The organism is Barnesiella intestinihominis YIT 11860, from assembly GCF_000296465.1.
In the GTDB taxonomy this organism is placed as follows: Bacteria; Bacteroidota; Bacteroidia; order Bacteroidales; family Barnesiellaceae; genus Barnesiella; species Barnesiella intestinihominis.
In genome coordinates, this window is sequence record NZ_JH815206.1 from 176,346 (window position 1) to 190,127 (window position 13,782).

General features: G+C 44.3%; 12 protein-coding genes and 1 tRNA gene. 10 read left to right on the forward strand and 3 right to left on the reverse strand.

Annotated features, from left to right (window positions below; translation table 11 throughout):
- Positions 1–867 carry a DUF4249 domain-containing protein gene (locus HMPREF9448_RS12705; protein ID WP_008862981.1) on the forward strand — a complete coding sequence of 289 codons (867 nt, stop codon included), beginning with the start codon at positions 1–3 and terminating at the stop codon, positions 865–867.
- Positions 868–918: 51 nt separating this feature from the next.
- Here the strand turns inward: HMPREF9448_RS12705 and HMPREF9448_RS12710 are convergent, their stop codons facing one another.
- Positions 919–2,163, reverse strand: coding sequence for a hypothetical protein (locus HMPREF9448_RS12710; RefSeq protein ID WP_008862982.1), 1,245 nt, complete (start codon positions 2,161–2,163; stop codon positions 919–921).
- Positions 2,164–2,244: 81 nt separating this feature from the next.
- Positions 2,245–2,793 carry a UpxY family transcription antiterminator gene (locus HMPREF9448_RS12715; RefSeq protein ID WP_008862983.1) on the reverse strand — a complete coding sequence of 183 codons (549 nt, stop codon included), beginning with the start codon at positions 2,791–2,793 and terminating at the stop codon, positions 2,245–2,247.
- 189 nt (positions 2,794–2,982) lie between these two features.
- On the opposite strand from HMPREF9448_RS12715, the gene tyrS reads away from it, so the two are divergent.
- The 9 genes from tyrS to HMPREF9448_RS12760 all read left to right on the forward strand — a co-directional run bounded on the left by tyrS (position 2,983) and on the right by HMPREF9448_RS12760 (position 11,883).
- Positions 2,983–4,275: a tyrosine--tRNA ligase gene (gene tyrS, locus HMPREF9448_RS12720; RefSeq protein ID WP_040296310.1), complete on the forward strand. Its 1,293-nt coding sequence runs from the start codon at positions 2,983–2,985 to the stop codon at positions 4,273–4,275.
- 80 nt (positions 4,276–4,355) lie between these two features.
- A tRNA-Gln gene (locus tag HMPREF9448_RS12725) sits at positions 4,356–4,426 on the forward strand.
- Between the two features lie 723 nt (positions 4,427–5,149).
- The gene (locus HMPREF9448_RS12730) at positions 5,150–6,025 is read left to right on the forward strand and encodes a glycosyltransferase family 8 protein (protein WP_008862985.1); all 876 of its coding nucleotides are present in this window, start codon (positions 5,150–5,152) and stop codon (positions 6,023–6,025) included.
- Positions 6,026–6,027: 2 nt separating this feature from the next.
- A complete protein-coding gene (locus HMPREF9448_RS12735) occupies positions 6,028–7,005 on the forward strand; it encodes a glycosyltransferase family 2 protein (protein ID WP_008862986.1) in 978 nt (325 codons plus the stop codon).
- Positions 7,006–7,019: 14 nt separating this feature from the next.
- Positions 7,020–7,997, forward strand: coding sequence for a glycosyltransferase family 2 protein (locus HMPREF9448_RS12740; protein ID WP_008862987.1), 978 nt, complete (start codon positions 7,020–7,022; stop codon positions 7,995–7,997).
- The gene (locus HMPREF9448_RS12745) at positions 7,969–8,982 is read left to right on the forward strand and encodes a glycosyltransferase family 2 protein (protein ID WP_229042419.1); all 1,014 of its coding nucleotides are present in this window, start codon (positions 7,969–7,971) and stop codon (positions 8,980–8,982) included. The genes HMPREF9448_RS12740 and HMPREF9448_RS12745 overlap by 29 nt, the downstream gene beginning before the upstream one ends.
- A complete protein-coding gene (locus tag HMPREF9448_RS12750; protein ID WP_008862989.1) occupies positions 8,982–9,956 on the forward strand; it encodes a glycosyltransferase family 2 protein in 975 nt (324 codons plus the stop codon). Before HMPREF9448_RS12745 ends, HMPREF9448_RS12750 begins: the two co-directional genes overlap by 1 nt.
- A gap of 8 nt (positions 9,957–9,964) precedes the next feature.
- Positions 9,965–11,098, forward strand: coding sequence for a glycosyltransferase family 4 protein (locus HMPREF9448_RS12755; protein WP_008862990.1), 1,134 nt, complete (start codon positions 9,965–9,967; stop codon positions 11,096–11,098).
- The gene (locus HMPREF9448_RS12760) at positions 11,095–11,883 is read left to right on the forward strand and encodes a DUF5672 family protein (RefSeq protein ID WP_008862991.1); all 789 of its coding nucleotides are present in this window, start codon (positions 11,095–11,097) and stop codon (positions 11,881–11,883) included. Before HMPREF9448_RS12755 ends, HMPREF9448_RS12760 begins: the two co-directional genes overlap by 4 nt.
- Before the next feature lie 600 nt (positions 11,884–12,483).
- Here HMPREF9448_RS12760 and HMPREF9448_RS12765 read toward each other — a convergent pair.
- Positions 12,484–13,692 carry a glycosyltransferase family 4 protein gene (locus HMPREF9448_RS12765; protein WP_008862992.1) on the reverse strand — a complete coding sequence of 403 codons (1,209 nt, stop codon included), beginning with the start codon at positions 13,690–13,692 and terminating at the stop codon, positions 12,484–12,486.
- Positions 13,693–13,782: the final 90 nt, after the last annotated feature.

Consider the following 13,782-nt stretch of genomic DNA (forward strand, 5'->3'; position numbering starts at 1 on the left):
ATGAGCAAGTATGCCTACATACTCCTGATATCAATAGTCACCCTCGGCAGTTGTAAAGTGAAATGGGACTTCGAGGTCGAGGACTTCGAACCGAAAATTGTAGTAGACGGTTGGATAGAATCGGGAAATGTCGCCTACGTGTGCCTTTCCCAAACCCGCCCGCTTAACTCGGTAGTAGATAGTCTGGCTTTCTCAGAAATTCCTATCCGCTGGGCAAAAGTCACCGTGAGCGACGGGCAAACAACAGAGGTACTTACCGGACGTATAGATACCGATTATACCCCGCCGTTTATCTATCGGGGAAGCATGATGACGGGCGAACCCGGAAAAACCTACACGCTCACAGTAGAATATTCGGGGCAAACGGTCACTGCCGTTACTACGATACCTCGTCCCGTTCCTTTATCTGATATAAAAGTAACCCGCAGCGCCGACAATGACACCCTATTTCAAATCAGTGCCTATATAAACGACGACTCCTCGGAAAAGAACTATTACAAATTTTTCACACGGGTAACCAATAAGGAGGGCCGGTTCTATTCTTCTTTTCTCGGTACCATAGACGATGCTATCGTTAAAGACAGTCAAACAGCCATTCCGGTTTATAAAGGAGTACATTTTACCTACACGACTAAATTTATCCCATTTTATAGCATAGACGATACCGTACAAGTAAAATTTACCCAAATACCTCAGCATGGTTTCGACTTTTGGAACAGTTATGAAAATGAAATAACCAATGGCCAAAATCCGTTATTCCCCAGCAATACAAACCTAAAATCCAATGTACAGGGAGGATTGGGGATTTGGTGTGGATATGGTGTAAAAATGTACGATCTGATTGTCCGTCGGGATTGTCAAGAGTAAAAAAAGAGGCGCTTAAAAAAGCGCCTCTTTTTATCTGAAATTATTAATTTCTTATTTGCAATATTTCACGAACGAAACAAATTGATCGCACAATGTCATTACACTTTGAAGTACATTACCGAAATCGGCTTCATTGAAATACTCTTCGAAACTGTATCTCGAATTATCGGATGCAAATACAATGACCGGCTCCACTTCATAATATTCATAGTGAGTGTCTCCATAACTATATTCATATTCCAAATAAGGCTGTGCCTCGACTGAGGCGAACGGAACCCCGTCTCCTGTGTATTGCATGTTCACGTCCATATATTGATTGTATACAGCAGCTTCGGCAATAGCATATTCCTTATCGGTAGAAGCATTGATATTATTCAAGGCATAAATCATCTCTTGAATTTTAGGAGCTGTACCAGCTACCATCAACTGAGAATTCACAACCGATGTAGTCGTAGCCGACAAGATGGAAGCAATAAGATCATCTTCTGTCATTTGAGGATTGACTTTGGAAGCATCTAATTGGAGTCCAGCAACAACACTCACGATATTGGCAGAAGCGATCTCCATCGAAGCAGAAGCCACAGCTTCGGAAGGTGATATATCAACATGGACTGCCCACGTATAATCGGCATTTGTTTTCAACGCTATCTCGCTATCGAATTTCAAGGAATTGATATCCAATGTAGTATTATTTACCGACAATTCGGCCAATTTATCAGCTCCCTTATTGACTGTCATCGTCACATGTTCAGGAACAAAGACGATAGTATTTTCGTCGGTTTGTATTTGTGTTTCTTTTCCGCTTTTTCGTATCGAGATGGACGACTCGACACCTTCGACTTCAAACACAAATTCGAGGACCTCGGCCGACGGAGTCTCCACCCATTCACGGGCAACTTCATCGAATGTGTAAATACCCGTTGGAATAGCTATATAATCCACTTCGGTAGCCAATACACTCAACACAACGGGATTGTAAGTCGTTACAGCTTTACGAATTACACTCATCATTCCCATCGGATTAGGTTCGATACCTTCACCCGGAGTCGGCCCGATTTCATCTTCAAACAAGCCATAATCGGCTTTATAGGCAAACGCATCGATAGTCTCTACCAACGTTTTATGGTCCTGAGGATTAATTTTTCCCAGAACCTCCATCGCACACTGTTCCAATTTAGCTTTGTTCTCTTGAGGAGTCAACTCGTTACCACCTGTTTTGTTGTTGTCTTCCCCGCAACCGAATAATAAAACCGCAGCTAAAACCACTGTAAAAGCTCTTTTCATCAATAGTTTCATATCATTATTTTTTATTAAATAAATGCAAATATATAAATATTTCACACCATTGGTCAAGCATAATATTATTTTATTAATATTTTACTTTTGCAATACCGGTTCGATCAACGACGGATGTACAAATGCCGTTGCCACAGCCATGACCCCTTCTATCGATACGACGACACGGCGATCTCCCTTAATACGAATGAAAATACCCTCGACCCCCGAAAAGACTCCCCCGACGATACGCACCCGATCGCCCTCCCGCAGAGAGACAATCGTCGGGTCTAAATAAACAATCTGTTCGTCATAAGCACCCGCCACCGCTATAAAGCTGTGCATCTGTCTGTCGGGAACGACTAACGGCCTGCGAGTTTCCCGGTCCATGATATAGCGTATGGGGACTTTCAAAGAGATATCCCGCTTTATCTCATCTAACTTTTCCCGAGTGGACCGGACAAAAACAAGATTATGAATAACCGGGACCAACTTTCTCACCTTTCGCTCGCCTTTTATTACCTCCTTATACGACATAGGTATAAAAGATTCCATGCGGCAGCGGTCTAAATATTCCTTCAATGCCATCTCTCGGCTGTATGTCACCCGAATGGCAAACCATTGCTTGGCCTCCGGTTCATTTTTCCCCATAACGAATACTGAAAATAGGTTTGCGCAAAGTTAATCAAATCGTTCAATTATAATTTAAAATAAACCGAATAATCGAAAAAACAAATAATCGGCATTTTTATGGCCTGTTTATTTCAAAAGATTGTTTCTTTCGATAAAGAGTCGTACTTTTGCATCGAAACAATCAACATTAAATTAAGTTTTCATTCGATGAATTTTGTAGAAGAATTAAAATGGCGCGGAATGGTACACACCATGATGCCGGGAACCGAAGAACTTTTTGAAAAAGGAATAGTCACAGCCTATTTAGGTATCGACCCCACAGCCGATTCGCTTCACATCGGCCACTTATGCGGCGTTATGATGTTGCGACATTTTCAACGGTGCGGCCACAAACCCATAGCGTTGTTGGGCGGTGCAACCGGCATGATAGGCGACCCGTCGGGAAAATCGCAAGAACGTAACCTTTTGGACGAAAACACCTTGCGCCACAATCAGGAATGTATCAAAAAACAACTGAGCAAATTTCTCGACTTCGACTCGGATGCTCCCAATCATGCCGAACTGGTGAATAACTACGATTGGATGAAAGACTTTTCATTCCTCGATTTTGCCCGTACCGTAGGTAAACACATCACCGTGAATTACATGATGGCAAAAGATTCGGTTCAAAAACGTCTGAACGGCGAAGCCAGAGACGGGCTCTCCTTCACCGAATTTACTTATCAGCTTCTACAAGGTTATGATTTCCTGCACCTCTACGAGACCAAGAATTGCAAGTTGCAATTAGGGGGATCCGATCAATGGGGTAATATCACTACCGGAGCGGAACTTATACGCCGCACGAACGGCGGGGAAGTATTCGCCCTCACCTGCCCGCTCGTGACCAAAGCCGACGGAACGAAATTCGGGAAAACCGAATCGGGCAACGTATGGTTGGATGCTCGTTACACCTCCCCTTACAAATTTTATCAGTTCTGGCTGAACGTAAGCGACGAGGATGCCAAACGCTACATCAAAATCTTCACATCGATCTCCAAAGAAGAAATAGAGGCTCTGAGTGCCGAGCACGACGAAGCTCCGCACTTGCGCGTATTGCAAAAACGTCTGGCCAAAGAGGTTACCGTAATGGTACACTCCGAAGCCGATTACGAAGCCGCTGTCGAAGCCTCTAATATACTATTCGGTAACTCGACATCGGAGCAACTCCATAAACTCGACGAAGATACCTTGCTCGCCGTGTTTGAAGGCGTACCCCAATTCGAAATATCTCGCGATACCGTTCTTGGAGGCATTCCGGCCGTAGAGCTGACGACCGAAGTAGCTGCCATATTCCCGTCGAAAGGCGAAATGCGGAAGCTGACACAAGGCGGCGGCGTATCCATCAACAAAGAGAAACTCGCCGCTCCCGACACGAAGATCGATACAACTTACCTATTGAACAATAAATATATCATTGTACAACGCGGGAAAAAGAATTATTATCTGCTCATTGCAAAATAATTCGCTCAAAATTTGGCAAAGAAATAAAAACCGATTATCTTTGCCTCGCTTTTGAGGATAAGCCCTCAAAGCATAGAGTTTGGCTTATGGTGTAATGGCAGCACAACAGGTTTTGGTTCTGTTTGTCTAGGTTCGAATCCTGGTAAGCCAACAGAAAAAGAGCAGTGGAATCCACTGCTCTTTTTCTGTTTAAACAATTCTCGGTATACTATCTTTCCAATCCCCCTCTTCGTCGCTATCGCTCCTCTGTTTCTCCCCTATATTTTGCGCTACAAAACACAGGGGAGAAGTGCACAATGTATCCTTATACCGAAACTGAAACACCACTTTCAATCCTCTCCCCCTGTGTTTCCGTTAGGGAATATAGGGGGAGTGTCCGCAGGACGAGGGGGTTAAAAAAACACTGTCAAAAAAATTCCTTGTAATATTTCTCAACCCCTCTCCTCAGAAACTAACGTTTCTTCGGTCTCTCCCCTATATTTTGCATTGCAAAACACAGGGGAGAAGGTGTAATACCAACATTGGGTATCCCTTTCTCCCTCTACCGTATCCGGTAGCATTACGGGGTACTGCACATAAAATCGAAGCAGAGGCGAAAGAGAAATACATCTCAACCTCTCCCCTGGCCGTGTCCCGTAGTATTGTGGGGCACGGCCAGGAAGGAGGTTTTAATTAAGCAAGAATCAGCCCCTCCCAAAAGTCCGGTATGTGGTTATCGACAAGAATTTCATTGCCAACCCCACGGATTTTCTACCGAACCGGAAATTTCAACCGATAGCTTTCTCTTATCTATTTATAAATATTATCTTTGTCATAATAGAAATTGGAAAACTTTCGATTCATATATCGATTCTAATTAAAACCGAACACCTCGATGGACAACCTCCATATATTTTTCGCCCTGAACGACAGTTACACATCGCACTATTGCGTGACAATGGTATCTGTCTTGACAAATACCCCGAACCGTCATTGCCATTTTTATTTATTGACAGACTATATTTCGGAAAAGAACAAGGGGCGTTTTAGTCGAGTAGAAAAACAATACGCCAACTGCTCCATTCATTATCAACTCATTACAGAAAAAATATTCGATTCTTTTCACCGTAATATAGATTATTTGGTATCTCCTGTAAGCTACTACCGATATATCATTCCCGAACTATCCCCCCAACTCGACAAAGCGCTGTACCTCGACGGCGATTTAGTGGTAAACGGCTCATTAGAAAAGTTATGGGACACAGACATCACCGACTATCTATGTGCCGGCGTTCACGACCTGTGGATAGAAAATATCAACTATAAACCTCAGATAGGCTTCTCGTCCGACGAGCTGTATATCAATGCCGGAGTATTACTCCTGAACATACCCAAAATGCGGGAAGAAAAGATATACGAAAAACTATGCGAAACAACTATCTCGCTGGGAAAACAGATACAATTCCAAGACCAAGATATTATCAATATCGTGTGCCGCGGCCGAGTCAAAGAGTTGCCCGAAAGGTATAACTTCACGACCGAGAACGCTATCAAGCATCCCCAAGAAAGAGACAAAGCCGTCATCGTTCACTACACGGGAAGAGCGAAACCCTGGTCTGTTTGGAAGTGTCCCAATCCGCAAAGCCGCCTGTATTTCGACTATCTGAAAAAGACTCCCTATAAAAACGATATTTGGAGCTATCGGCTCAAAAGATCGAAATACAAAATCGTCCGCAGGTTCAAAAAAATATTCGGCATTAAATCGCACTAAACATGCAGCCCTTCATATCTGTCATCATACCCGTTTATAATATAGAACGGTATATCGGTAAATGCCTCGACTCGATTGTAGGTCAAACCTTGAAAGAGATCGAAATCATCGTTGTCGACGACGGCAGTACAGACGACTCGTCCCGAATTATAGACCGATATGCCCGAACCGATTCCCGTATCGTCGCCATTCACAAAACAAACGGAGGGGTCGTATCGGCACGAAATTGCGGAATAGCGCAGGCAACGGGGCTGTACATTCTGTTTGTCGACGGGGACGACCACTTAGCCCCCGACGCCTGCGAACGGCTTCTGAGAAAAGCGCAAGCGACCAGCGCCGACATGGTCATCATGCGGTTCGACATCGAGTATCCTCAGCATAAAGAAGAACCCCGGTTCTGGTCACAAGACGAATACGACCCGGTTACAGCCATTCACACGATGGCGCACGAGGAGTTCCGATGGAGTCTTTGGTCTCGCCTCATGAGGAAAGAGTTGTTCGATCGTCCGGTGGACTGCCCTCCACAGCTTATTTTCGGAGAAGATGCCTATCAAATTACCCAATTGACCTACCGAGCCCAAAAGATAGTGACATTACGGGACAAAATCCTGTACCACTACACCGTCCGGGACAGTTCCGTATCGCAACATGCCATGACGCAGCAAAAAGCCGAGAGTATAGAATTATACCCGCAATTCATCGAACGGTTCTTACAACAGACTCCTGATAGCGAAATGTTTCGGGAAGACATCGTTTACATTAAATTTCAGGCATATCTTATTTTGTTGTTAAAAAATTGGGAAACCGGTATGAAAGCTCGATGCCGATTTATGTCTCACAGCTTGAAAAAATATCCCCGATTGAAAGAGATATCCGAAGTAAAACGGTTCACCAAGCTCATTCATCTATATAGTTTCTCCTCTATTTTAGGAAAATTGTATATGAAATATTATATTCGCAAAGGAAAAATACGAATATAAAAACGCATGGTCCTATGCAACCCAGTGTATCTGTCATCATACCGGTTTACAATATAGAGAAACATCTCGAAAAGTGCCTCGATTCGGTTATCGGTCAAACCTTGAAAGATATCGAAATCATTGTCGTCAACGACGGCAGTACCGATAACTCTTTGGATATCATTACGCAGTATGCCCGGAAAGATTCCCGTATCGTTATTGTCGACAAACCGAACGAGGGTCTTGCTTATGCTCGTAAATCGGGTATCGAAGCAGCACACGGAAAATATGTACAACATCTCGACGGGGACGATTTCCTCGAACCCGATGCTTGCGAACTGCTTTTCAAACGAGCAGAAGAAACCGATGCCGATATAGTCATCATGCGGTTTCTCATAGATTCACCTCGCGGACAAAAAGAACCGCCATTTTGGACACAAGACGAATACAATAATATCTCGGCTATCCATACGATGGCACACGAAGACTACCGTTGGAATTTAGTATTCCTTTTCCAACGTCGCGATCTACATGCTGTTCCCATCGACTACTTGCAAAATCTCACTTATGGAGAGGACGCTTACCAAAGCATACAAATCGCCTACCGGTCAAAAAAAATCGTAACTCTCAGGGACAAGCCTCTGTACCACTATGTGATTCGGGAAAGTTCTGTCACACAAACAGGAATGACCCGAAAAAAGACCGAAAACGTCTTGCTATTCCCCAACCTCATCGAAACCTTTCTCGAAGGTACGCCCGAAAATAGGCAGTTCACAGAGGACATCGTTTACATACGGTTCAGAGCTTACTTCCTGCTGTTACTTAAAAACTGGCGGGAAGGAATGACGGAGCGCTGTCGATTTATGGCAGAGAGTCTCGCCAAATATCCGGCTCTGGAACAACTGGAAGAAGTCCGAAGATTCACTAAACTCATTCGCCTGTATGCACGCTGTCCGTGGTTGGGAAAACTCTATACCAACTACTATGTACACAAAGGAAAAATCAAAGCCTAACGGAACTATGCCTGCCGTCTCTATCGTCATACCGGTTTATAACATCGGGAAATACCTTGAAAAATGTCTCGACTCGGTCGTCGCTCAGACATTCCCCGACATAGAAATCATCGTCGTCAACGACGGCAGTACCGACAACTCGCCGGAAATCATCGCCCGATATGCCGACAAAGACTCTCGTATCGTCGTCATCGACAAATCCAACGAGGGACTTGCCTACGCCCGTAAATCGGGCATCGAGGCAGCACGGGGAACGTACATCTATCACCTCGACGGCGACGATTATTTAGAATTCGATGCCATAGAACTGCTCTACCGTAAAGCCAAAGAAGAAGATGCCGATATGGTAGTCTTCCCATTCTCCCTCGACTATATCGAATCCGGGAAATCCGAGTGTTCCATAGAGATAGCCGACGAGCATTTTACCAACACGGAGTTTTTTTCGGCAATCGCTTTTTCCAAAGCCCATTGGGGAGTATGGAGCTATCTGCACAAACGAAGTCTCTACGCAAACGGTGTTACATTCCACAAGGGACTGAACTACGGCGAAGATGTTTTTCTCACCACGCAACTGGTTTATTTTTCCTCCCGAATCTCCGTATTGAAGAGTAAACCACTTCTTCATTATATCATACGGGAAAGCTCCATTACCAACAGTCGTTTCAATGAAAAGAAAGCAAGAGATATTCTTCTCTACCCTTCATTGGTAAACGATTTTCTCAAAGACAAACCCGAATACGGTTCTTTACAAAAAGCACTCGGAGCCATTCGCATACAGGCAAACAATACCCTATTGAGTAAACGTTGGTTTAAGGATGCCCGTACTCTGAGCCGGGAATCTCATGCTATCCTGAAACAGTATCCCGATCTCAAACGTATTCCCCAAATCAAGGCCTTTCATAAACTGTTTACGCTTTATGCTCGCAGCGGTTTATTAGGAAGATTGTACGCCCAATATTATATTTGCAAAAAGAAAATCAAATAATGCCACCCAAAGTATCTGTCGTCATACCCGTCTACAACGTCAGTAAACAACTCGAAAAATGTCTCGACTCGGTCGTCGCCCAGACATTCCCCGACATAGAAATCATTGTCGTCAACGACGGCAGTACCGACAACTCGCCGGAAATCATCGCCCGATATGCCGACAAAGACTCTCGCATCGTCGTCATCGACAAATCCAACGAGGGACTTGCCTACGCCCGTAAATCGGGAATAGAAGCCGCACAAGGCGAATATATACAACACCTCGACGGTGACGATTTCCTCGAACCCGACGCCATAGAACTGCTTTACAATAAGGCCATAGAAGATGCCGCCGACATGGTGGTCTTTCCATTTTGGTTCGACTATGTAGATGAAAAGAAAAAAAGATCGTCCCGCCCCGCTCCGGGAGTTTACGATTCGGTCTCCTTTTTTCAATCGATGGCATTCTGTCGCAATTATTGGTCGGTTTGCTCTTATCTGCATAAACGATCTCTTTATGCAGAAGTACACTTCGAAAAAGGCTTGAATTATGGCGAAGATGCCTATTTAGCTTCCCAACTAACCTATTTCGCAAACAAAATAGTCGTTCTGGAATCCCACCCGTTGCTACACTATGTTATTCGTAATGATTCCATTTCTTTCGGATCTTTTTCCGAAAAGAAAGCCCGCGACATCGAATTATATCCGCAACTGCAACGCCGGTTCTACCAAGACAAACCCACTTATCCCCAAGTGGAAGAAGCTCTGGCAAATGTCGAATTAGGTGCGATCGTTCTGTTATTGAGCAAACGGTGGTTCCAAGAAGCACCCCGACTCGCCCGAAGGGCTATGGAAATAGAAAAACAATTTCCCGACCTGTTACACCGACGGCCTGCACGACGTTACCGCAAGCTGTTAAAGGCCTATGCCCGTAGTGAGTTCTGGGGAAAATTGGTGGCTCGATATTATCTCCTAACCCGAAAAATAAAATGAAAACGGACATGAAGATTCTCTTCTTTTCTCACGGAAAACGGGCGAACGGCGGTGCGGAACGATGTTTGCTGGACTTGGTCAAAGGATTGAAACAAGCTCGCGAATCGTGGGAAATCTATGTGGTCTTCCCGGCAAAAGACGAACTGTGGGAAATGACCCGACCCTACTTGTCGGGATATGCTTTCATTCGCCAGCCGTGGTGGCTCGTGCGTCCGAAAAAACGTAACTGGCGGAAACGCTTGCTTTTCAATCTGAAAAAGAGCCCAGCAATCCGCAAAACACGCGACTATATCCGGGAAATCAAGCCCGATATAACCATAACGAATACATTAGCTACCCCCATCGGAGCCATAGCTTCCCAAGCAGAAAATATTCCGCACGATTGGTTCATTCACGAAATTCCGGAATTAGCCCGAAACCTGACCTATCTATTCTGCGAAGGTAGTTGCTTAGAAAAGATAAGCTCCCTTTCGCAAAGAATATTAGTACCTTCTGACTTTGCAGGGAAATACTATACGAACAAACTATCCTCTCCCGAAAAAATCGATGTCGTTTATCAATCGGTCGAAGTCAATCCGCCCAAACGTACCGAACCCGACCAGAGCTTCACCATAGGTATGTTAGGAAACTTCGAACCTAATAAAGGGCAACACATCGCTATCGAGGCTTTGCGCGAAGTCGTAAAAAAATATCCCGACACCCGTCTTTTACTCATCGGCGGAAATAACAGCCGTTATGCACAAGAACTCGAAAAACGAATCACCGAATACAATCTGCGACAAAACGTATCGATTGTCGCACACACCGTTCACCCGCACGACTACCTCATACAAGCGGATGCGGCTTTGGTATGCTCCGGGTTCGAATGCTTCGGACGAGTTATCGTCGAGGGATTGAAATGCGGTCTGCCGGTCATCGTTCCCGACAAACCATTCGGGCAAGAACTGATAAAAGAAGGATACAACGGATTTCTGTATAACCGGGAAAGCAGTGGGGATTTAGCCCAAAAAATCATTTTACTGCGACAAACAGGGCATTTGCCGGAGATGAAACAAAACGCTCTGAAATCGGTCGAAAACCGCTTCTCCATACCAACATTCGCCGAGGAATTTATCTCTATCATCAATTCGAAAAAAGCATGAGCGAAAAACAAGCGATCATCGTCATACCGGTTTACACGACACAACTAACCGTATCGGAACATGCCGCCCTGCGCCAATGTTTCGACATATTGTCGTCCTATCCCAAATGTTTTGTCAAACCCGAATCGCTCGACATAACATCGCTTGTTCGCGACTATCCGGCAAACCATATCGTACCCTTCCCAGATACTTATTTCAAAGGAATAGCCGGTTATAACCGACTCATGATGTCGCCCGAGTTTTACGAAACCTTCGCCCAATGGGAATATATACTCATCTATCAAACCGACGCATGGGTATTTTCCGATCGTCTATCCGAATGGTGTTCCAAAGGATACGACTACATAGGGGCTCCATGGATACCCAAGCCTAAATATAGAAAACTATACTACCGTATATTCAATTTCCTAAAAAGAGTTTTTTGTTACATCTCCGGTTCGTCCGATTACAGCCGCATCTATTACCGGGTCGGAAACGGAGGGCTGTCGCTGCGCCGCACGCAACTCTTCGCTCAAATCGCTCGGGAAATGATTTCCGAAATAGATTGCTACCTTTCCCACCCCGGAACCGATTTCTACAACGAAGATATCTTTTGGAGCCTCGAAGTCAATCGAAAAAAAGAGCGACTGAAAATTCCCGACTGGAAAGAAGCGCTCCGATTTTCGTTCGATAAAAATCCTTCGGAATGTTACGCCCTGAATGACCGAAAACTACCCTTCGGCTGCCACGGTTGGAGTAAAAAAAAGATGTTGCCCTTTTGGAAACAACATATATCGAACATTTAGACAAAGTATTATCCGACAATTTATTTGCTCCCTCTCTTATATTGTAGTGGAGAAGGGTAAAATCTACCCTTATGCTGAAACAGGAAATACCCCTTTTAATCCTCTCGCCCTGCCGTGTTCAGTAGTATTGCGGGGTATTGCACACAAAATCGAAGTAGAGGCGAAAGAGGAATATATCTCAACCTCTCCCCTTGTGTTCCGGTAAGGAATATAGGGGGAATGCCCATAGGACGAGGGGGTTAAATTTCTGATATAAACAGCCTGACGAGATGGTGTTTTTCAACTCCTCCGTCACTGCGTGACACCTCCTCCAAAAATTGAACAAGTTCAATCCAACAGGGAGCGTTTTACATCATAGTTATTATCTAACCCCTCTCCTCAGAAACTATCGTTTCTTCGGTCTCTCCCCTATATTTTGCAATGCAAAACACAGGGGAGAAGGTTCATAGCACTTCCTTTTTCGCACTATACTATGTACACAGAGAGTTATTCTTCCTTTAAAAAAGAATTTCACATAAGGAGAGGTAGCCCAAATAGGCCGCTAAGAACAAAAAAGCTAATTCCCGCTCGATTTAACGTAAAAATTCTCCTCGAACTTGTTTAGAAAAAAGGAAGATAGTGAGAAATTTTTGTCCGTTTGTTCGACGAAGTCTGCACAAATCTATCTTCGGTAAAGGTCTTATCGTCAAAACATTTCAGATATACGGCATTCATCTCGTCAGCCAACGTTTTCGGATCGAAACGAACCACATATTCTTTCCCTTTTTCTATCATCTCCCGACGCAAATGCTCGTCGGCAAGTACTTTTTTCATGGCATTCGCCATACCTTCCACATCGTCGGGATCGACGTAAATCGAGTGTTCGCCGCCGGCTTCTTCCAAACAGGAACCGGTGGAAGCGATAACCGGAACCCCTGCCGAAAGAGCTTCGACAATGGGAATTCCGAACCCCTCGAAACGAGAAGGATATACAAACAGCGAGGCCAGATGATACAATATCGGCAAATCGCCGAATTTCAAATTATGGATAATATGCACTCTATTTTCCAATCCATGAGCCTCTACATAATCCTGCACCTTTTTAGCATAATCGGTACTTTTCCCTATGGCTACCAAATGAACGTCGTCCAACTTTTCGACAGCCTTTACCGCCAATAGCAGATTTTTCCTCTCTTCAATCGTTCCCACGCTCAAAATGAAACGTTCGGGCAACCCGTAAGCCGCGCGAACACGATCTTTTTCTTTTTTAGAAACAGGGCGGGCGAAAACAGGGTCGCATCCTTGATAAACGACATCGATCTTTTCGGGAGAAATACCGTAAAACTTAACTATATCCCGCTTGGTACATTCACTCACCGCTACAATACGATCGGCCTTACGACAGGCATAATTGAATTTTCGGTTATAAATGATTCTATCCAAACGGTGATAATATTGAGGATAACGAAGAAATATCAAATCGTGAATCGTCACTACGCTACGAATTCCCGTGCGATGAATCCCCACGGGCAACTCGTTACTCAATCCATGATAAAGTTGTACACCGTCTTGCAACAGCCCTCGCTTAATAAAAAAGGTTCTCCACAAAGCCCTGAAACGTTTCATAACGGAAGAACGAGGCAATATGGAAGAGACATTTTTATGTTTTAAAAGCGAGTCGTACGAAGCATTTTTACACTGCTTGGGAATGTACATACGGTACTTATGTTCATCGCCGTATGTAGCCATCGTATCTACCATGAATCGGCTATAATTCCCCAATCCGGTAAAATTGGCATTCGCCCTCTTTGCATCGAACCCTATAATCATTCCCTAAAATACAACTTTAATGGTTACATTAAAATAGATGTATATGTCGTTTATTTTGCTGCATGCCCCCTGTAATTTTTTCCATCATTT